This window comes from Ornithinibacter aureus, from assembly GCF_009858245.1.
Taxonomy (GTDB): Bacteria; Actinomycetota; Actinomycetes; order Actinomycetales; family Dermatophilaceae; genus Fodinibacter; species Fodinibacter aureus.
The window spans coordinates 2132171-2152061 of the sequence record NZ_VMSB01000001.1 but is presented as its reverse complement, the minus strand read 5'-3'; the positions used below and the strand labels follow the sequence as shown (position 1 = coordinate 2152061).

The following is a 19891-nucleotide window of genomic DNA, read 5'->3' as shown; positions in this document are numbered from 1 at the left end:
CTGAGCCGCGCCGAAGTCGCACGAAGTCGGGTGTTCAGGTGGTGAGGCGCCAGATCGTCGTCGAGCGCAACGGGGTGCCGGGGCGCAGCACGGTGTCGGGAAAGTGGGGGTGGTGCACGGCATCCGGGAACCCTTGGGTCTCCAGAGCGATGCCGGCCCGAGGGCCGTACGTCGCCCCCGACAGCCCCAGGATCGAGTGGTCGAAGTGTGCGCCGGTGTACACCTGCACCCCCGGCTGGTCGGTGAGCACCTCGAGCACTCGGCCGTTCGCCCCTCGCAGTCGAACCGCGCGGCGCAGTCCGGTCTCGTCGGTGCGTCCGTCGAGGACGAACGTGTGGTCAAGGCCCTTGCCGCGCCGCAGCTGCTCGTCATCCGACGCGAGAACGTCCCCGACCCGCCGCGGCTCGCGCAGGTCGAACGCGGTGCCCTCGACGGGTCGGATCTCGCCCGTCGGCAGGTTGGCCTCGTCGATCGGCAGCATCGCGGATGCCGTGACCTCGATGTCGTGGTCATCGACCGTGCCGCTGCCCTCGCCGTCGAGGTTGACGTACGCGTGGTTCGTGATGCTGAACGGGGTCGCCCGGTCCGTCGTCGCGGTGTAGTCGATGCGGACCTGCCCGGGGGAGACGGTGTACGTCACGCTGACGTCCACCGTGCCGGGGAAGCCGTTGTCGCCGTCCGGGCTGGTGAGGGTGAGGCGCACCCGGGTGTCGGTGCGCGCGGTGACGTGCCACGGCATCCGGTCGAAGCCGTTGAACCCGCCGTCGAGCGTCGTCGTGCCCTCGTTCGAAGGCAGGTGGAACGTCTCGCCGTCGACGGTGAAGGACCCGCCGGCCAGGCGGTTGGCGAGGCGGCCGATGGTCGCGCCGAGGTAGCCGCCGGCGAAGCGGTAGGTCTGCGGGTCGGCGTGGCCGAGGACGACGTCGACGGCGGTGGCCGGGTCGTGTCCGAGCCTCAGGCGGCGCACGGACGCCCCGGCCGCGAGCACCTCGAGCTCGATGCCGTCGGCGCGCAGCGTGATCGATTGCGGGGCGGCGGCGTGGGGTGGGTGGAGGACCCGGGTGGCGACGACGGCATCCGGGTTGAGGGGGCCGTAGACGTGCGGAAACTGCTCTCCGGTAGCCGGATTGGCGACGTCCCAGCGCAGGGGGGCGGTGAGCCGGGCGGGGTCGATGGTGAGCAGGACCAGTTCGCCGTCGTGGGCGGCGTAGTAGCGGCGGAGGACCCCGGCGACCTGCTGCTGCGCCGAGCAGTGGATGAAGCCTTCGTCCTCGAGGGTGCGCCCGAGGGTGCTCTGCCGGTACTCGCCGGTGTGTTGGGCTTGCTGCCAGTGCACGGCCTCGGCGAGGTGGTGGATCGGGTCGGGCTCGCTCACCGCTGGCCTCGGGGAGGGGGCGTGGGGGAGGTGCGGTGCGCGGTAGGCATACCCCCCATTGTGGTGGGCGCCGCTTGACCGTCAGGTCTGGCACCGGGTTCTGCGCAACCCTGATCGTTGGGGTGCCAGAGGCGCAGCCCAGTGCGCGCTTGGCACCCCAGCCCGTGCGCAGGCCTGCCAGTGGGGGTGCCAACGGCGCGACCGACCGCGCGTTTGGCACTCCTCGCCGCGTCAGCGAGAGTCGTCGACGGCCGGCCGCATATCGCGACCTCGGCACGTGGTATCCAGCCGGACCTCGCTCAGGCGTCTGACCTCAGCAGCCGTCTTGGCGGCCGAAGAGTGCTGGTCGGCATCCCGCTCACGACCGGCCTGTTCAACCACAGCGCGCCTGCACTTCGATGTGCTGCCTGCAAGACCGTGGTCATACAGCCGGAGCGCTGACCGTCGGCGCACGATCGGCGGCCTGACAGGAAGCTGTGCGGGCTCCTCGTGGCTCAGTGAGACTGATCTGAGCAGCTCGATCGTGCAGGTTCGCCCGGTACCGTGCCAGTCATGACCGCGCAGGCTTTCGTTCCCGACAACTTCGATCCGCCTGTTTCGCTCGTCAACAGCCGATTCCGCCTCGAGCCGCTGGGTCCGCAGCACAATCACGCTGACCACGCCGCCTGGATGTCGAGCATCGAGCACATTCGTTCCACACCCGGCTACCCCGACGGCAACTGGCCGCCACTCACAGGCATGACGCCAGAGGAGAACCTGGCCGACCTTCGCCGCCACGCCGACGACTTCACACGCAACGTCGGCTTCACCTTCACCGTCCTGGATCCTGTCGAGGACGACGTCATCGGCTGCGTCTACCTGTATCCCTCGGACTCTGAGGAGTGGGACGTCACGGTGCAGTCCTGGGTGCGGGCTGACAGGGCCACCCTGGACGGTCCGCTCGCTGACGCCGTGGCGCGATGGCTCACCACCGACTGGCCGTGGGAGCGAATCGACCGCTGCGGTCGCTGAGCAGCAGGCGCCGCAAGCCGGCCGGTGCGCGGATTGCCGAGGACGGCCTCGGACTAGGGTCGAGGGCATGCACGAGCACAAGCGGTTCGATGACGAGGCCGCCACCTGGGACGACGCCCCCGGCCACGAGGAGCGGCAGGTCGCCGTGGCGCAGGCCATCGCGCACGCGATCAGCCTGAACCCCGAGATGCGCGCGCTGGACGTCGGCGGCGGCACAGGTCGCCTGAGCATCCTGCTCTCCGACAGGGTGGGCTCCGTCGTCGTGACCGATCCCTCCGCGGGAATGGTGCAGGTCGCACAGGAGCGGATCGAGGCGGCCGGGCTCGGCGATCGACTTCGCGCTGTGCGGGCAGACCTCACGACCGACGCTCTCGATGGCACCTTCGACGTGGCCTGGAGCTCCATGGCGCTGCACCACGTGCAGGATCTCGATGCGCTGCTGCGGTCCTTGGCGGACCTCTTGGTGACGGGTGGACACCTCGCCATCGCGGACCTCGACGAGGATCCCGAGGGCGCCTTCCACGCCGAGAAGGTCGACTTCGACGGCCACCACGGATTCGACAGGCACCGACTCGCCGAGCAGTTGGCACTCGCAGGATTCGCCGACGTCGCCTTCGTCGATGCCACGACGATCCTCAAGGGCGAGCGTGAGTTCGGCGTGTTCCTGTGCACGGCGACCAAGGGCGCATGAGCCGGCGCAGCCGCAGCCGATGAGTTCCCACCGACCGGATGCCGTCGTCGTGGGTGGCGGCCCCGCTGCCGGTGCCGCGGCGCGCGCCCTCGCAGCCGCAGGTCGGCACGTCGTTCTCCTCACCGAGGAGGACCGCTCCCCGTACGACCGCACGGTGCTCTCCAAGGACGTGCTGCTGCACCCGGGTGCGACGGTGCCCGAGGTGTGGCCCGCAGGGGCTCCGTGGCGTGAGCGCATCGAGGTGCGCACCAGGACAAGAGTCGCCAGCCTGGACCCCGACGCGAGGCGGCTCGTCACGGCATCCGGTGAAGAGATCCCCTTCGAGTCGGTGATCCTCGCGACGGGGGCGCAGCCCCGGCGGCTCGCTCTCCCCGGGGCTGACGGAGCGGGTGTGCACTACCTGCGCGACACCACGGACGCGGTGGGGCTCGCCTCGGCGCTGGGCCACGCGAGCCGCCTGGTCATCGTCGGCGGGGGCGTCATCGGCCTCGAGGTGGCTGCTGCCGCCACGACCCGCGGGGTGGACGTCGTGGTCCTCGAGGCGGCGGACCGGGTGCTCGCGCGAGGCGTCCCCGCGGCGGTGGCCGGCTGGTTGTGCGACCTCCACGAGGCACGCGGTGTGGTCGTGCGCACGGGGGTGACACCGGATGCCGTGCTGCGCTCGCCGGACGGGGTGGTCACCGGTGTCCGGCTGGCCGACGGAACCGTCGTGCCGGCCGACGCGGTGGTGGCGGGCATCGGCATCGTCCCGCGGGACGAGCTGGCCCGGTCCGCGGGGCTGGCGGTCGACGACGGCATCCTCATCGACCCGTCCGGACGCACGTCGCATCCCCACGTGTTCGCCGCCGGTGACGCGGTGCGCACCCGGCACCCGGGTGAGGCACACGGCATCCGGCTCGAGTCGTTCACGGCGGCCGGGCGTCAGGGTGAGGTGGCTGCCCACACGGTGCTCGGCCAGGAGGATGCCTTCACCGACGTGCCGTGGTGGTGGTCCGACCAGTACGACGCGACGGTGCAGGCGATGGGTGTCGCCCCGGGCGGAGCGCGCGAGGAGGTGCTCGACGTGCCGGGCGGCCTGCTCGTGCTCTCCGTGGTCGACGACGTGCTCGTGGCGGCGTGCGGCGCCACCCACGGGCCGGCTGTCGCCCGCGTGGTGCGAGCAGCCGGGCCGGCGATCGCCGCCGGAGCCCGCCTCGACCTCGCGGCTGCTCGCGCCGCGGCGGGGAACCTCGCGGCGCTGACGTCCGTGCTGCGCGCTGCCGCCCGACCCCACTGACCAACGTCGCGCAGCGCCGCACCTGACAGGGTCAGCCGCGCCGAAGGGCGTCCTGAATCGCGGCGTACGTCGAGCTGTCGAACGCCACCATGCGGGCTTCGGCCACCTGCGTCTGCGCTGCTCGAAACACCTCCAGGGCCGCGTCGATCGCGTCGGTCTTCGGCCAGCCGTAGCTGCCGGCGCTGATCAGGGGGAACGCGACCGTGTGTGCACCGAGGTCGTCGGCCACCGCGAGCGCCCGGTGGTAGCAGGAGGTCAGCAGAGTGCGGTCGCGCTCGCCGCGGTTGTAGTTCGGACCGACCACGTGGATCACCCACCGAGCCGGCAGCAAGCCTGCTGTGGTCCATCCGGCGTCGCCCGTTGCGAGCCCGGCCGGAAACCGCCTGCGGCAGTCCTCCAGGACTGCTGGCCCACCGGCACGGTGGATGGCTCCATCCACCCCACCGCCACCTCGCATCGCGCGGTTGGCGGCGTTGACGATGGCGTCGACGTCCTGAGCGGTGATGTCGCCCTCGACGACCGTGATCTCCATGGCGCCAACGTATCGCCGACGCCGACGCCGACGCCGACCCCCGACGCGCAGCATCCCGCGATCAGCTGGGTGCGCAGAGGGGTCGGCGGGGGATGGGGCTGCCTGTGGGGGTCCTTGCTGCGCGTCAGGGATTCCTTGCAGGGAGCAAGGGTTCATGGAGGCACCCCCTCCAGGTCGGCGGCTGGCCCCGACCCGTGGGCTTCGTGCTGGCCACGTGGTACGTTGAACTCATGAGTGGGACGCACGCCATCGTGATGGGAGACCGCGGCCGGTTGGTCATTCCCGCGGAGGTGCGCTCAGCTGCCAACCTCGAGCCCGGGACGCCCCTGATCCTCGTCGAGTCGTCGTCTGGCCTGCTCCTGCTCACCCGCGCGCAGGCCAAGGCGATGATCAAGACACAACTCGCCGGCAGGGACGTCGTCGCCGAGCTGCTTGCCGAACGCCGGGCAGAGGCTCTCTCGGAATCTGCATGATCCACTCGCTCCTGGACGCATCGGCCGTGCTGGCCTTCCTCAACGACGAGCCGGGTGCCGACGTGGTGGAGGCGGCCCTGATTGCCGGGGCGGCCTGCTCGGCCGTCAACTACAGCGAGGTGGCGCAGAAGATCCGCCACGCCGATGTCGACTGGGTGCCAGTTGCCGGCCTGCTCTCCAGTTTCACCCTCGAGGTCGTGCCGATGACGCAGGAGGATGCCGTCGCCGCCGCCGACCTCTGGGCACCGGGAACGCCCCTGTCGCTGGCAGACCGGGTCTGCCTGGCGACCGCTGATCGGCTCGGGGTTCCCGTGCTCACCGCCGACATGGCGTGGGGTGACGCGGACGGCATCCGCCAGATCCGCTGACCATGGCGCTGGGTCGCCACCTCGGGTGGGTCCGTAGATTGACCCGTATGCCTCCCGCCACCTCCCGCGTCCGTCCCGCCGTCGTCGCTGACGTGCCCGTGATCCTTCGCCTCGTGCGCGAGCTCGCCGAGTACGAGAAGGCCCTGCACGAGGTCGACACGACCCTCGACCAGCTCAGCGAGGCGCTGTTCCCCGACGGCCGTGAGCCGGCAGCATTCGCCCACGTCGCAGAGGTCGACGGTGAGGTCGTGGGGTGCGCCATCTGGTTCCTGTCGTTCTCCACGTGGACCGGCACCCACGGCCTCTGGCTCGAGGACCTGTACGTCACACCGGCTCAGCGCGGCTCAGGCCTGGGGCAGCAGCTGCTGAGCACACTGGCCGACATCTGCGTCGAGCGCGGCTACCACCGGCTCGAGTGGTGGGTGCTCGACTGGAACACCCCGAGCATCGGGTTCTACGAGTCGATCGGCGCGGTCGCCCAAGATGAGTGGACCCGCTTCCGCCTCGATGGACCGGCGTTGGATGCCGTTGCCGGGCGGGAGCTGCGATGACCTCGTTGCGCGCTCGATTCGCGGCCTTCGTGCTGCGCGCCACCGGCTGGACCGCCGTGGGCGAGGTGCCGCGCACCGGCATCCTCGTCGGTGCCCCGCACACCTCCAACTGGGACTTCGTCATGATGCTGCTCATCATGTGGCGCGGCGGTGTCTCCCCCCGGGTGCTCATCAAGCAGGAGATCTTCCGCGGCCCCCTCGGGTGGCTGCTGCCCCGGCTCGGCGGCATCCCGCTCGACCGCTCCAACCCCGGCGCAGTCATCCGCCAGCTCGTGGCGCAGGCCCGCACCGGTGAGCCGTTCCTGCTGATCCTCGCCGCCGAGGGCACCCGCAGCAAGGGTGAGTACTGGAAGTCGGGGTTCTGGCGGATCGCCCGCTCGACCGGGCTGCCGATCTCGCTCGCGTTCGTCGACGGGCCGACCAAGACCTCAGGCTTCGGCCCGACCTTCAAGCCCACGAAGGATGTCGTCGCCGACATGGACCTCGTGCGCGAGTTCTACGCCGACAAGCGCGGCATCCACCCCGAGCGCCGCACCGAGCCCCGCCTGCGCGAGGAGCTCACCGCGGGTGAGGCCAGCTAGGCCTGCGGGACGTTCGCCTCGAGCTCGGCGAGCCACGGGCCCGACCCGGCGTCCGACGGCATCCGCCAGTCCCCGCGCGGGGACAGCGACCCGCCCGAGACGACCTTCGGCCCGTTCGGGATCGCCGATCGCTTGAACTGGTTGGCGAAGAAGCGCCAGTGGAAGGTCTTCATCCAGCGGCGGATGGTCGCGAGGTCGTATGCCGGCCGCGCGCCTTCCGGGTAACCTGACGGCCACAGCCCGCTCCCGGCATCCGACCACGCGTGCTCGGCGAGGAACGCGATCTTGCTCGGTCGGTACCCGCGGCGCAGGACATGGAACAGGGTGAAGTCCTGCAGGGCGTACGGGCCGACCGAGTCCTCGGTGGACTGGATGCGCTCGCCCTCCTTGGCCGGCACGAGCTCGGGGCTGATCTCCTGGTCGAGGATCTTCAGGAGCGTGCCGTTGACCGGGCCCTCGAACTGGCCCGACGACACCACCCAGCGGATGAGGTGCTGCATCAGCGTCTTCGGCACCCCGGTGTTGACCCCGTAGTGCGACATCTGGTCCCCGACGCCGTATGTGCACCAGCCGAGCGCGAGCTCGGACAGGTCGCCGGTGCCGAGCACGATGCCGCCGCGCTGGTTGGCGGCCCGGAACAGGTAGTCGGTGCGCAGCCCGGCCTGCACGTTCTCGAAGGTGACGTCGTACACCTCCTCTCCGCGGCCGAACGGGTGGCCGAGGTCCTTGAGCATCTGGGTGGCCGCGGGGCGGATGTCGAGCTCTTCCCACGTGATGCCGAGCGACTCCATGAGGTGGATGGCGTTGCTCTTGGTGCCGCCGCTCGTCGCGAAGCCCGGCATCGTGAAGCCGATGATGTGGGTGCGCGGCAGGTCGAGCCGGTCGCACGCCTTGGCCGCGACGATCAGCGCGTGGGTGGAGTCGAGCCCGCCCGAGACGCCGATGACGATTGTCGGCATTCGGGCCGGGTCGCCGCCGCCGATGGCGCGCATCCGCTGCTCGAGCCCGGAGACCTGGATGTTGTAGGCCTCGTAGCAGTCCTGGGCCAGGCGGTCCTCGTCGTCGGGCACGAAGGGGAAGCGGTCGACGGCGCGGCGCAACCCGAGGTCACCGCTCGGCGGACGCAGCGTGAACGGCACGACGCGGAACCCGCCCTGATCGGCCGCGTACGCCTCCGCGTTGTCGTGGAAGCTGCCCTGGCGGATCCGCTCCTGGCGCAGCCGGTCGAGGTCGACGTCGACGACGGTGCGGCGGGGGCCGTCCGGGAATCGGTCGGACTCGCCGAGCAGGTCACCCATCTCGTAGACCATCGTCATGCCGTCCCACGACAGGTCGGTCGTCGACTCGCCGTCGCTCGCGGCGGCGTAGAGGTAGGCCGCGAGGCACCGAGCGCTGGCCGAACGCGCGAGCAGGTGGCGGTCCTCGGCGCGCCCGACCGTGATGGGGGAGGCGGAGAGGTTGAGCAGCACGGTGGCCCCGGCCAGCGCGGCTTCGTGGCTCGGCGGCACCGGCACCCACATGTCCTCGCAGATCTCGACGTGCACGACCAGGTCGGGCTGGTCGTCGGCGGTGAAGACCAGGTCGGGGCCGAAGGGGATCTCGCCGTCGACGTCGGCACCGGGCCACTGGGGCCGCACGAGGAACTCGCCCTGGTGGCCGGCCCCGGAGGCGAAGTGCCGCTTCTCGTAGAACTCGCGGTAGTTCGGCAGGAACGACTTGGGGGAGACCCCGAGGACCTCGCCGCGGTGGATGACGATGCCGCAGTTGTAGAGCCGGTTGCCGTGCCGCAGCGGGGCCCCGACGACGACCAGCGGGAGCACCTTGGCGGTCGCCTCGGCGATGGTCACGACGGCCTCGTCCACGGCATCCAGCAGCACGTCCTGCATCAGGAGGTCGTCGATGGCGTACCCCGACAGGCTGAGCTCGGGGAACAGGGCCACGGCGACGCCCTCGTCGTGGCACGCCTTGACCTGCTGGATGATCCGCTCGGCGTTGGTCGCCGGGTCGGCCAGCGCCACGGGGACGGTGCACGAGGCGACGCGGGCGAATCCCTGGGCGTAGATGTTGCGGAAGTCCATGGTTGGCAGCCTATTGCGCGGGCGCGGGGGCAGTCGCGAGTCGAGGGGAGGCAACACGCAGGTGGCGGCTCTCCCTCGTCGGCGTGTTGCCTCCTCTCGACCGGCGAAGGTCGGATGCCGCGTCTCTGGGCAGCGGATCAGGGGGCGAGCAGGATCTTCCCGGTGGCCCGGCGCTCGTCGACTGCGGTGAGGGCCGCGACGACGTCATCGAGGTCGCGGACCTCGCCGATCACGGGGTCGATGGCTCCGGACTCGAGCAGCGGCAGCAGGTCGTCCCACTGGCGACGCAGGTAGCCGGGCCCGGGCCCCCCGCGACCGGTCCACCACGCACCCCACCCGACCCCGACGACCGAGAGGTTGCCGAGCAGCAGTCGGTTCACCTTGACCTCGGGAATCGACCCTGCCGTGAAGCCGATGACGAGCAGCCGTCCGCCCGGTGACAGCGAGCGCAGCGAGTCGGTGAAGCGGTCGCCGCCCACGGGGTCGACCACGAGGTCGACGCCACGTCGGCCCGTGAGGTCAGCGACGGCATCCCGAAAACCGTCTGCGAGAACGACATCATGGGCGCCGGCGGCACGAGCCACACCGGCTTTGTCGTCCGAGGAGACCACCGCGATCACGCGGGCACCCCACGCCGCGGCGAGCTGCACGGCCGCGGTGCCGATCCCGCCCGCGGCACCGTGCACGAGCACCGTCTCACCGGCGGCGAGCTGCCCCCGCTCGCGCAGCGCGAAGTGGCAGGTGAGGTAGTTCATCGGCAGCGCCGCACCGGCCTCGAAGGTCACCGAGTCGGGCAGCGGGAAGACCATGGCCGGGTCTGCGGCCACGACCGAGGCGAAGCCCCCGAGGAACGGGAAGGCGGCCACCCGATCGCCCTCGGCGAACCCACTGCCTGCCGGTGCCGACTGCACCCGGCCAGCCACCTCGGAGCCCGGCACGAACGGCAGGTCCGGCGTGATCTGGTACTGACCACGGGTGAGGAGCACGTCGGGGAAGCAGACCCCCGCGGCCGCGACCTCGATGACGACCTTCGAGGTGTCCGTGGGGTCCGGCAGGTCGAGCACCTCCACCGCGGCCGGTCCGTCGAGGCTGGTCACCATGGCTGCACGCATGCCGCCATCGTATGTGGGGGCCGTTCTCGGGAATGCCGCAGCGTTCGCGGGCGCTGCACGTCCAGTGCCCCAACCTCGTCACGCCACCCTGGCCACCATCGCGCTGATCCTCGGTGGCGTCGCCATCGGCACCACCGAGTTCGTGACGATGGGCCTGCTGCCCGAGATCGCCTCGGGCGTGGGGGTCGACATCCCCACCGCCGGGCACACGATCTCCGCGTACGCCGCAGGGGTGGTCATCGGTGCGCCGCTGCTCGCGGTGCTCGGCGCCACCTGGCCGCGCAAGGCGCTGCTCATCGGGCTGATGGTGGCCTTCACCATCGGCAACCTGCTCTCGGCCATCGCCCCTGACTACGGGCTGCTCGTCGGGGCCCGGCTGCTCGCGGGCCTGCCGCACGGTGCGTTCTTCGGGGTCGCCGCACTCGTCGCCGTCGACCTCGCCCAGCGCGGCCAGGCCGGTCGCGCCGTCGGGCGGGTCATGCTCGGCATCCCCATCGCGAACGTCCTCGGCGTGCCGGGCGCCACGTGGCTCGGCCAGGCCTACGGGTGGCGCACCGCGTACGTGTTGGTCGCGGTGATCGGCGTCGCGACCGTCGCTCTCATCGCGTATGCCGTGCCGCACCTTCCCGCCGACCCCACCCGCACCGTCCGCAGCGAACTGAGCGCCCTGACCAGCCTCCAGGTGTGGCTCACCCTCGGGGTCGGAGCGGTCGGCTTCGGCGGCATGTTCGCGATGTACTCCTACATCGCCCCGACGGTCACCGACGTGACGGGCCTGCCGGCATCCGCCGTGCCGCTCTTCCTGCTCGTCTTCGGCGTCTCGGGGTTCATCGGCAACATCGTCGCCGGTCGCATGGGGGACTGGTCGGTCATCCGCTCGATCGTCATCGGTCTGGTCGGGATGGGCGTGGCGCTGGGGGTGTTCGCGGCGGTGGCGTCGTATGCCGTGCCGGCCCTGGTCGTCCTCGCCCTCACCGCGGTGCTCGCGTCGGTCCTCGTCATCAACCTGCAGCTGCGCCTCATGCAGGTCGCGGGGTCGGCGCAGACCCTGGCCGCGGCCAGCAACCACGCGGCGCTGAACCTCGCGAACGCCCTCGGCGCCTGGCTCGGTGGGCTCGTCATCGCGGCCGGCTACGGCTACCGGGCGCCCTCGGTCGTCGGGGTGGGCCTGGCCGTGCTGGGCCTGGTCATCCTCGGCATCTCGCTGCTGATCCACCGGCGCGACCACCCCGGGCGGGTGTCGATCCGGCCCGGTGGCCCGGCCGGTCGTGACGCGTCCTCCTCGGTGGCGCAGGTCTCCTGAGGCAACCGGGGCGGCGCTGCTCGCTGATTTCCTGTGAGAGGGGAGTGAGGGGTGCTGTCAGAGGAACCTGCACCGAGCAAGGGATTCCTTGCGGGCGGAAAGGAAACCTGACAGCACCCCTAGGACCTCCCTCAGCCGCGAACGGAGGTCCGTGATCGGGATGTCCCCGATCAAGACCTTCGGCTGAGGTGACCCGGATCGTCACGACGACGCATGGTGATGCGACACACGCAACCGTCACGGCATCCGGTGGTGGTCCGTAGGGTGGCCGTATGCCGAGCACCCTCACGTGCCGGGTCGAGGGCGGCGTCGCCCAGGTCCGGCTCAACCGCCCCGACAAGCTCAACGCGCTGACGCTGGACACCCTCGAGGACCTCGTCGCCACCGCCCGCGAACTCAGCGCGAACCGCACCCTGCGGGGGGTGGTCATCGCCGGCGAGGGCGACTCGTTCTGCGCCGGGCTCGACTTCGCGACGGTGCTGAAGAACCCGCCGCGGGTTGCCCGATCCTTCGTGCCGAACCCGCTGCGTGGGACCAACCTGTTCCAGGAGGCCTGCTGGGCGTGGCGGCGGGTACCGGTCCCGGTCGTGGCGGCCGTGCACGGTCACTGCTACGGCGGCGGCCTCCAGATCGCCCTGGCCGCAGACCTGCGGATGACCACCGCCGACGCGCAGTGGTCCGTGCTGGAGGCCAAGTGGGGGTTGGTTCCGGACATGAGCGGCATCCAGGCGTTGTCCCAGCAGGTGCGCATGGACGTCGCCAAGCGACTCACGATGACCGGCGAGGTCGTGAGCGGTGAGCGTGCCGTCGACCTCGGCCTGGCCAGCGAGCTGCACGCCGACCCGGTCGCCGCGGCGACCGCGTTCGTCGAGCAGGTCGCGACCCGCAGCCCGGATGCCGTGGCCGCCACCAAGCGCCTCTTCGGCCGCACGTGGTCCTCCTCCGACCGCCGCACGTTCGCGCGCGAGCGGATCGAGCAGGCCAAGCTGCTCGCGACGAAGAACACGACCATCGCCCGCGAGGCCGCCATGAAGCGGGCCGTCCCGGCGTTCGACCCGCGCCGCCGATGACGTCGCCGGCTGCCCGCGAGGTCCGGCACATCACCTGCACCCTCTGCGAGGCGATGTGCGGCCTCGAGGTGCAGCTCGACGACTCCGACGCGATCGTCTCGATGCGCGGGCACGAGGAGGATCCGCTCTCGCGGGGGCACATCTGCCCCAAGGCCTTTGCGCTCCAGGACCTGCACGACGACCCTGACCGCCTGCGCGCTCCCGTGGTGCGCGCCGCCCAGGGGACGTGGAAGGAGGTGTCGTGGGACGAGGCGATCACCTACGCGGCCCAGCGGCTCAGCGCGGTGCAGGCCGAGCACGGTGACGACGCGTTGGCGGTCTACCTCGGCAACCCGAACGTCCACAGCCTCGGTGCCCTGACCCACCACCCCACGCTCGTGCGCCTGCTGCGCACGCGAAACCGGTTCTCGGCCACCTCCGTCGACCAGTTGCCGCACCACGTCGCGTCGTGGGCGCTGTACGGCCACCAGTACCTGTTGCCCGTTCCCGACATCGACCGCACGGCGCTGCTCGTGCTCGTCGGCCACAACCCGATGGCCTCGAACGGGTCGCTGTGGACCGTGCCCGACTTCCCTGCGCGCCGCCGTGAACTCGCCGCTCGCTCAGGGCGACTCGTCGTGCTCGACCCGCGCCGCACCGAGACCGCCAAGGTCGCCGACGAGCACCACTTCGTCCGCCCGGGCTCCGATGCCGCGGTGCTGCTCGCCATCGTGCGCGAACTGCTCGAGGACGACCTCGCCGCCCCGGCCGAGTACGTGCACGGCATGGAGCGGGTGCGCGACGCGGTGGCCGGGTTCACCCCGGAACTGGCCGAACGGGTGTCCGGCATGTCGGCGGATGCCGTGCGCCGCCTTGCGCGGGACCTCGCGGCCGCGCCGTCGGCTGCGGTCCACGGGCGGATGGGCGTGTCGACGCAGGCCCACGGGGTGGTGTGCCAGTGGGCGGTGCAGGCGATCAACATCCTCACGGGCAACCTCGACCGGCCCGGCGGGACGATGTTCACGACCCCCGCCGTCGACCTCATCGGGCGAGGAGTGCTCTCGCCGGGGGGTTTCGGCAGCAAGCGCACCCGCGTCCGTGGGCTGCCCGGGTTCGGCGGCGAGTTCCCGGTCTCGGCCATGGCCGAGGAGATGACCACCCCCGGTGAGGGCCAGGTGCGGGCCCTGCTGACCATCGCCGGCAACCCGGTGTCCTCGACGCCTGCTGGGCACCGGCTCGACGAGGCGCTCGCCGGGCTAGACGCCATGGTGGCGATCGACTTCTACGTCAACGAGACCACCCGCCACGCCGACGTCATCCTGCCGCCGACGAGCCCGCTCGAGCGCGACCACTACGACATCGTCTTCCACCTGCTCGCGGTGCGTGACACGGCCCGTTGGTCACCGGCCCTGTTCACTGCGCCGGCCGGGGCCAAGCACGACTGGGAGATCGCCCGCGACCTCGGCACCGCCCTGCTGCGGGAACGCGGTGGCGGGTTGAAGCAGCGCTGGTCGCGCGCCACCCTCGAGACCGAGGCGCGTCTGCGCCTGACCCCCCGGCGCCAGCTCGACGCGCTGCTGCGCTCCTCCGGGGCCCGGTTGTCGATCGCCAAGCTCGAGAAGACCGTGGCCGGGGCCGACCACGGCCCGCTCAAGCCGCGCCTGCCGGGCCGGCTCAGCACGGCCGACCGGCGCATCGACCTGCTGCCCGACCTCGTCGCCCAGGCGCTGCCCAGCCTGCTCACCACGCTCGTCACCGCTCCGGCGCCGGCCGAGGGTGAGCTGCTCCTGATCGGCCGTCGCCACCAGCGCGACAACAACTCCTGGCTGCACAACGCGACCCGGCTGACCCGCGGGAAACCCCGCCACGCACTCCTGGCGAACCCGGACGACCTGGCCGCGCGCGGCATCCGCAGCGGTGATTTTGTGACGGTGCGGTCAGCGGTTGGTGAGGTGCGCGTCGAGGTCGAGGCGTCTGCCGACCTCATGCCCGGGGTCGTGTCCCTGCCGCACGGCTACGGGCAGGCGCGGGACGGGGTGCGGCTGCGCAACGCCGTCGACGTGCCCGGGGTGTCGATGAACGACCTCACCGACCCGTCCGTCGTCGAGTCGGTGTCGGGCAACGCGGTGCTCAACGGCGTGCCTGTGACGGTCGAGCCGGCGGCGCGCACCTGACCGAGGCGGCACAGGCCGGGTCTGCCAACCGGCAAAGGCGCACACGTCGGCTGCTGCTGAGCAGGGCCGACCCCGGGAATCAGGACCGGGCCGGTTCTTTGCCGGTTGGCAGGTCCGCCGCGCTGGCGTTCGGCGGGGCTGCCGGGAGTGCGCAGGCGAGCTGGCCGCGCAGCCGTGCTCGCAGCGCCCACGCGAGCAGCCCGATCGCTGCCACCCCGAGGACCGGCTGGACCGGCGCGAACCACTGCAGCGCGCCGGTGTACCCCAGGACGATGAGCGCGAGCTTGTTGCACACCGGGCAGCCGACGGCGAAGAACGCGAGGAGGCCTCCTGCAGCCCCTCCGCGGTTGATCGACGCCTCGCCGCTCTCCTGTCCGCCGGGCTCGCGCACGTAGGTGGCGAAGAGCAGGCCACTCAGCACCGAGGTCACGGCGAGCACGGGCCAGGCCCACCACGTCGTCGGGATCTCGCGGCCGAAGACCGGCGACGGGATCATCGCCGTCGGCAGGGCGATGACCAGGGCGGTCACGACGGATGCCGTCGCAGCCACCGCCCAGCGTCGTGCGGTCCACAGGCGAAGGGCGTCGAGCATGCGGAGAATATACCCCACTGGGTATCTTTCGCGGTTGGCATCCAGGGAGGGCAGTCGAGGAGTCGAGACACGCCCGGGATCCGCGACGGAGCCCTGCATGTCTCGACCCCTCGACTGCGTCAGGCGGCGGGGGTGGGATCGGTCAGGCGGCGGGGGCCGGATCGGTCAGCAGCGTCAGGGCTCGGGTGCAGTGCTCGACCAGGGCCCGGCGCTGTTCCTCGCGCGCGGCCTCGGGCAGGGCCGACCACTGCAGGGCGCGGTCCTCGAGGTAGGCGACCCATCCGTGGGCGGCGGGCAGCGCGGCATCCGGCAGGTCGGCGGCAGCCACCACCAGCGCTGCGAGCTGTTCGCGTAGCCCGCCGACGCCGAACCCGGGGGCGATCGGGGCCTGGCCCAGCACGAGCGCCACGTAGGTCTCGCGCCGCCGCTCCACCTGGCGGAGGAAACGTTCGACGACCTGGCGCACTGCGGCCGGCCCGACGGCATCCTCATCGGGCGTGACGTTGCGCCCGACCCGCCGCCAGGCTGCCTCGACGACGGCCCGATGGAAGTCGGTCTTGCTCGGGAAGTAGTGGAAGAGCAGCCCGCGCGAGACGCCGGCCTCGGCCGCGACCTCGTCGAGCGAGAGGTCCTGCACGGGCTGCTCGACGAACTTGCGCAGGCCGATGCCGACGAGCTGGCGGCGGCGTTCCTGTGGGGACATGCGCACCCGTGACGGCGATCTCACGCTATTGAGCATTGCTCAACAACCCTCTAGGGTCAAGGACATGGACTTCGCCCCGTCCCCCCGCGCCGCCGACCTTGCCCAGCGCGTCCGCGCGTTCATCGACACCGAGATCGAACCCGTCGAGCCGGCGATGCTCGCCGACGTGGCCGCCCGTCGTGCCCGCGGTGAGGACGCCTGGCCACCCCCGGCAGCGCTCGCCGACCTCGCCGCCAAGGCCCGCGCCCAGGGCCTGTGGAACCTGTTCCTGCCGGCCGGGCACGGCGATGCCTTCGCGCAACGGTTCGGCACCGACGGCGGCACCGGCCTGTCCAACCTCGACTACGCGAGCGTCGCCGAGCAGATGGGCCGTTCGGCGCTGGCCCCCCTGGTGTTCAACTGCAACGCCCCCGACACCGGCAACATGGAGGTGCTGCTCAAGTACGGCACCCCCGAGCAGCAGGAGCAGTGGCTCCACCCGCTGCTCGACGGGCGCATCCGCAGCACCTTCCTCATGACCGAGCCCGGCGTCGCGAGCTCGGACGCCACGAACATGCAGGCCACCGCCACCCTCGACGGCGACGAGGTCGTGCTCGACGGCCGCAAGTGGTGGTCCACCGGCGCCGGTCACCCTGACTGCCGCATCGGCGTCTTCATGGGGCTGACCGACCCGAGCGCGCACCGCCACCGCCAGCACTCCATGGTGCTCGTCCCGCTCGATGCCCCCGGAGTCACGGTCGAGCGCATGCTCACCGCGCTCGGGCAGTACGACGAGCCTCTCGGTCACGGACAGGTGAACCTGGATGCCGTCCGGTTGCCCGCCAGCAACATCCTCGCCGGGCCGGGCCGCGCCTTCGAGATCGCCCAGGGCCGCCTCGGTCCGGGGCGCGTGCACCACTGCATGCGGCTCATCGGCCTCGCCGAGAAGTCGCTCGAGCTGGCCTGCGAGCGCTCGACCCAGCGCGTCGCCTTCGGCAAGCCGATCGCCAACCTCGGTGGCAACCGCGAACGGCTCGCCCGGGCCCGCATCGCCATCAACCAGGCCCGCCTGCACGTGCTGCACGCCGCCTGGAAGCTCGACACCGTCGGCATCGAGGGCGCCCAGTCGGAGGTGTCCGAGATCAAGGCGGCCGTGCCCCAGATGGCCTGTGACGTCATCGACCTGGCCATCCAGCTGCACGGCGGCGGCGGAATGAGCGAGGACTTCCCGCTCGCCGCGGCCTACGCCGGCGCGCGCAGCCTTCGCCTGGCCGACGGCCCCGACGAGGTGCACCTCGGCGTCGTGGCCCGTCACCTGCTGCGGCCCTACGCGACGGCCGGCGGCAGCCGATGAGCCGGCGCGTCCTCGTCACGGGTGGCGCCTCGGGGCTGGGCCTGGCCCTGACCGAGCTCATGCTCGACCGGGGAGACACCGTGCTCGTCGTCGACCTCGCCGAGGACCGGCCGGATGCCGTGCCCGAGGGTGCCGCCTACCGCCGGCTCGACGTGCGCTCGCAGCAGGACTGGGATGCCGCGATGGCGTGGGTGCGCGACACCTGGGGGGGCCTCGACCTGCTCGTCAACAACGCAGGCGTCGCGACCGGCGGGCGCATCGACGTCGAGTCGATGTCGGACTGGGAGCGCGTCGTCGACATCAACCTGCTCGGGGTGGCCCGCGGGTGCCACACCTTCACGCCGATGTTCAAGGCTCAGAAGTCGGGGCACATCGTCAACGTCGCCTCGCTCGCCGGGCTTGTGCACGGGCCGGGGATGTCGAGCTACAACGCGACCAAGGCGGGGGTCGTGGCCCTGAGCGAGACCTTGTCCTTCGAGCTCGCGCCGTGGTCGATCGACGTCTCGGTCGTCTGCCCGGCGTTCTTCCGCACCAACCTGCACCACTCCTTCTCCGGCAAGGACGCCGCGATGCAGGAGGCGGGGGTGCGGCTCATCACCCAGGCGAGCGTGGATGCCGCGCACATCGCCGCGATCGTGCTCAAGGGCGTCGACGCGCGCAAGCGGGTCATCCTCACCGACCGGCTCGGGCGGCAGGCGTACTACTCCAAGCGGTTCGTGCGCCCGCTCTACGACCGCATGCTCACCGCGCAGGCCAAGCGGTTGGCCCGGCGCGCCGGCGCCGATCCCGCGGAGCTCACCGGTGACTGAGGCACTCGCCGAGGTACGCGACGAGGACGCGTTCGACGTCGAGCGGGTCGCTGCCTGGCTGCGCGAGAACGCCTCGGATGCCGTCGACCGAGCCGAGCTCGCCGGGCTGCCGGAGGTTCGACAGTTCGTCGGCGGTGCGTCGAACCTCACCTACCTGCTGCGCTTCCCGGGTGGTCGCGACCTGATCCTGCGTCGCCCACCGTTCGGGACCAAGGCCAAGGGCGCGCACGACATGGGCCGCGAGCACGACCTCCAGGCGGCGCTGGCCGACGCGTTCCCGCTGGTGCCCGCGATGGTGGCGTCCTGCGCCGACGAGAGCATCATCGGCTCGCCGTTCTACGTCATGGAGCGGATCGAGGGCACCATCCTGCGGCGCGACATCCCGCCCGAGCTGGGGCTCGACGTCGACGGGGTGCGAGCCCTGTGTGAGAACGCGATCGACACGCTGGTGAGGTTGCACGACGTCGACGTCACGGCATCCGGGCTGGGGGTCCTCGACCGCGGTGACGGGTACGTGCGACGCCAGGTCGAGGGGTGGTCGGGGCGGTACCGGCGGGCCCGCACCCCCGACGTGCCCGACCTCGAGGCGACGATGGCGTGGCTCGATGCGCACCAGCCGGGGGACCGGCCGCACGTGGTGATCCACAACGACTTCCGGTTCGACAACCTCGTGCTCGACGCGGGTGACCCGACGCGCATCGTCGGGGTGCTCGACTGGGAGCTCGCGACCGTCGGCGACCCGCTCATGGATCTCGGCTCGGCGCTGGCCTACTGGGTGCAGGCCGACGACGAACCGGCGTTCCTCGCGGTGCGTCTGCAACCGACACACACGCCCGGCATGCTGACCCGCGCGGAGGTCGTGCAACGGTACTGCGCCGCTCGTGGGCTCGACGTGGCGCCGCAGGAGTGGCTGTTCTACGACGTGTTCGGCCTGTTCCGGCTCGCCGGCATCGCCCAGCAGATCTACTACCGCTACCACCACGGCCAGACGAGCAACTCGGCGTACGCCCGCTTCGGGGAGTTCGTGCGCATCCTCGACGCGCGGTGCAGCGCCCTGCTCGCCGGGCAGCCCTGACCCCATCCTGACCCACGCCACACCCCCGGCCCTGACCCGAAGGATCACGACATGTCCACCACCCTCATCACCGGCGCCAGTTCGGGCCTGGGCGCCGAGATGGCCCGCCAGCTCGCCGACCGCGGCTGGGACCTCGCGCTCGCGGCCCGCCGCATCGAGCGCCTCGAGGAGCTGCGCGACGAGATCGTCGCCAAGCACCCGGGGCGGCGCGTCGAGCTGCGGGCCCTCGACGTCACCGACGACGACCAGGTGTTCGAGGTGTTCCGGGCCTTCCGCGACGACTTCGGGACGATCGACCGTGTCGTCGTCAACGCGGGATTGGGCAAGGGCGCCCCGATCGGCACCGGGCGGTACGACGCGAACCGGCAGACCGCGATGACGAACTTCGTCGCCGCGCTGGCCCAGTGCGAGGCTGCGATGGAGATCTTCCGCGACCAGAAGCGGGGTCACCTCGTCATGATCTCGTCGGTGTCGGCCATGCGCGGCATGCGCAAGACGGTCACGACGTACGCGGCGACGAAGGCTGGCGTCGCCGCGCTCGCCGAGGGCCTGCGCAACGAGATGCTCGGTGAGCCCGACCTGGACATCCGCGTCTCGACGATCTACCCGGGCTACATCCGCTCGGAGATGAACGAGCGGGTCACGAAGACCCCGTTCATCGTCGACACCCGCACCGGGGTGGCCGCGATGGTCGATGCCATGGAGAAGGAGAAGGCCAACGCGCTGGTGCCGGCGTGGCCGTGGGTGCCGCTCGGCAAGGCGATGCGTCACCTGCCCCTGCCGCTGGTGCGGAAGATCATGTGAC

The 19891-nt window shown here is 71.4% G+C and carries 20 protein-coding genes; 14 read left to right on the top strand and 6 right to left on the bottom strand.

From position 1 onward, the window contains the following. Positions 1–34: 34 nt before the first annotated feature. Positions 35–1375 carry a galactose-1-epimerase gene (locus tag C8E84_RS10250; RefSeq protein WP_159901852.1) on the bottom strand — a complete coding sequence of 447 codons (1341 nt, stop codon included), beginning with the start codon at positions 1373–1375 and terminating at the stop codon, positions 35–37. 552 nt (positions 1376–1927) lie between these two features. Here C8E84_RS10250 and C8E84_RS10245 point away from each other — a divergent pair. From C8E84_RS10245 to C8E84_RS10235, 3 genes are all read left to right on the top strand, one after another. Further along, positions 1928–2386, top strand: coding sequence for a GNAT family N-acetyltransferase (locus C8E84_RS10245; protein WP_159901850.1), 459 nt, complete (start codon positions 1928–1930; stop codon positions 2384–2386). A 67-nt stretch (positions 2387–2453) separates the two neighbouring features. Then, the gene (locus C8E84_RS10240; protein WP_159901848.1) at positions 2454–3077 is read left to right on the top strand and encodes a class I SAM-dependent methyltransferase; all 624 of its coding nucleotides are present in this window, start codon (positions 2454–2456) and stop codon (positions 3075–3077) included. Between the two features lie 19 nt (positions 3078–3096). Then, positions 3097–4353 carry an NAD(P)/FAD-dependent oxidoreductase gene (locus C8E84_RS10235; RefSeq protein ID WP_159901846.1) on the top strand — a complete coding sequence of 419 codons (1257 nt, stop codon included), beginning with the start codon at positions 3097–3099 and terminating at the stop codon, positions 4351–4353. A gap of 31 nt (positions 4354–4384) precedes the next feature. On the opposite strand, the gene C8E84_RS10230 is transcribed toward C8E84_RS10235, so the two are convergent. Next, positions 4385–4885 carry an O-acetyl-ADP-ribose deacetylase gene (locus C8E84_RS10230; protein ID WP_159901844.1) on the bottom strand — a complete coding sequence of 167 codons (501 nt, stop codon included), beginning with the start codon at positions 4883–4885 and terminating at the stop codon, positions 4385–4387. A 230-nt stretch (positions 4886–5115) separates the two neighbouring features. Between C8E84_RS10230 and C8E84_RS10225 the strand changes: the two genes are divergently transcribed. From C8E84_RS10225 to C8E84_RS10210, 4 genes are read left to right on the top strand one after another with little or no spacing between them, the layout of a single operon-like run. Continuing rightward, positions 5116–5358 carry an AbrB/MazE/SpoVT family DNA-binding domain-containing protein gene (locus C8E84_RS10225; protein WP_159901842.1) on the top strand — a complete coding sequence of 81 codons (243 nt, stop codon included), beginning with the start codon at positions 5116–5118 and terminating at the stop codon, positions 5356–5358. Next, on the top strand, positions 5355–5726 hold the full coding sequence (locus C8E84_RS10220) for a type II toxin-antitoxin system VapC family toxin (protein ID WP_159901840.1): 372 nt from the start codon (positions 5355–5357) through the stop codon (positions 5724–5726). The genes C8E84_RS10225 and C8E84_RS10220 overlap by 4 nt, the downstream gene beginning before the upstream one ends. A 47-nt stretch (positions 5727–5773) precedes the next feature. Beyond that, entirely contained in the window at positions 5774–6277 is a 504-nt protein-coding gene (locus C8E84_RS10215; RefSeq protein ID WP_159901838.1) for a GNAT family N-acetyltransferase, read from the top strand. Then, positions 6274–6858, top strand: coding sequence for a 1-acyl-sn-glycerol-3-phosphate acyltransferase (locus C8E84_RS10210; RefSeq protein ID WP_170296280.1), 585 nt, complete (start codon positions 6274–6276; stop codon positions 6856–6858). The genes C8E84_RS10215 and C8E84_RS10210 overlap by 4 nt, the downstream gene beginning before the upstream one ends. Here the strand turns inward: C8E84_RS10210 and C8E84_RS10205 are convergent. Beyond that, positions 6855–8936, bottom strand: a complete 2082-nt coding sequence (locus C8E84_RS10205) for an NAD(+) synthase (RefSeq protein ID WP_159901836.1) — start codon at positions 8934–8936, stop codon at positions 6855–6857. The two genes, C8E84_RS10210 and C8E84_RS10205, sit on opposite strands and share 4 nt — an antisense overlap. A 137-nt stretch (positions 8937–9073) precedes the next feature. Continuing rightward, a complete protein-coding gene (locus tag C8E84_RS10200) occupies positions 9074–10048 on the bottom strand; it encodes an NADPH:quinone oxidoreductase family protein (protein ID WP_159901834.1) in 975 nt (324 codons plus the stop codon). On the opposite strand from C8E84_RS10200, the gene C8E84_RS10195 reads away from it, so the two are divergent. From C8E84_RS10195 to C8E84_RS10185, 3 genes are all read left to right on the top strand, one after another. Then, complete coding sequence (locus tag C8E84_RS10195) at positions 10047–11351, top strand: MFS transporter (RefSeq protein ID WP_159901832.1); 1305 nt, start codon at positions 10047–10049, stop codon at positions 11349–11351. The two genes, C8E84_RS10200 and C8E84_RS10195, sit on opposite strands and share 2 nt — an antisense overlap. A gap of 272 nt (positions 11352–11623) precedes the next feature. Then, positions 11624–12421: a crotonase/enoyl-CoA hydratase family protein gene (locus C8E84_RS10190; RefSeq protein WP_159901830.1), complete on the top strand. Its 798-nt coding sequence runs from the start codon at positions 11624–11626 to the stop codon at positions 12419–12421. After that, the gene (locus C8E84_RS10185; protein ID WP_159901828.1) at positions 12418–14574 is read left to right on the top strand and encodes a molybdopterin-dependent oxidoreductase; all 2157 of its coding nucleotides are present in this window, start codon (positions 12418–12420) and stop codon (positions 14572–14574) included. Before C8E84_RS10190 ends, C8E84_RS10185 begins: the two co-directional genes overlap by 4 nt. 79 nt (positions 14575–14653) lie before the next feature. Here C8E84_RS10185 and C8E84_RS10180 read toward each other — a convergent pair whose 3' ends face one another. Together C8E84_RS10180 and C8E84_RS10175 are read right to left on the bottom strand one after the other, a co-directional pair. Continuing rightward, positions 14654–15166, bottom strand: coding sequence for a hypothetical protein (locus C8E84_RS10180; protein ID WP_159901826.1), 513 nt, complete (start codon positions 15164–15166; stop codon positions 14654–14656). A 142-nt stretch (positions 15167–15308) separates the two neighbouring features. Further along, positions 15309–15869, bottom strand: coding sequence for a TetR/AcrR family transcriptional regulator (locus C8E84_RS10175; protein ID WP_159901824.1), 561 nt, complete (start codon positions 15867–15869; stop codon positions 15309–15311). Between the two features lie 64 nt (positions 15870–15933). Between C8E84_RS10175 and C8E84_RS10170 the strand changes: the two genes are divergently transcribed. From C8E84_RS10170 to C8E84_RS10155, 4 genes are read left to right on the top strand one after another with little or no spacing between them, the layout of a single operon-like run. Continuing rightward, a complete protein-coding gene (locus C8E84_RS10170; protein WP_159901822.1) occupies positions 15934–17202 on the top strand; it encodes an acyl-CoA dehydrogenase family protein in 1269 nt (422 codons plus the stop codon). Further along, entirely contained in the window at positions 17199–18011 is an 813-nt protein-coding gene (locus C8E84_RS10165; RefSeq protein WP_159901820.1) for an SDR family NAD(P)-dependent oxidoreductase, read from the top strand. The genes C8E84_RS10170 and C8E84_RS10165 overlap by 4 nt, the downstream gene beginning before the upstream one ends. After that, a complete protein-coding gene (locus C8E84_RS10160; RefSeq protein WP_159901818.1) occupies positions 18004–19086 on the top strand; it encodes a phosphotransferase family protein in 1083 nt (360 codons plus the stop codon). The genes C8E84_RS10165 and C8E84_RS10160 overlap by 8 nt, the downstream gene beginning before the upstream one ends. 51 nt (positions 19087–19137) lie before the next feature. Beyond that, entirely contained in the window at positions 19138–19890 is a 753-nt protein-coding gene (locus tag C8E84_RS10155; RefSeq protein ID WP_159901816.1) for an SDR family oxidoreductase, read from the top strand. The last annotated feature ends 1 nt before the right edge of the window (position 19891 follow it).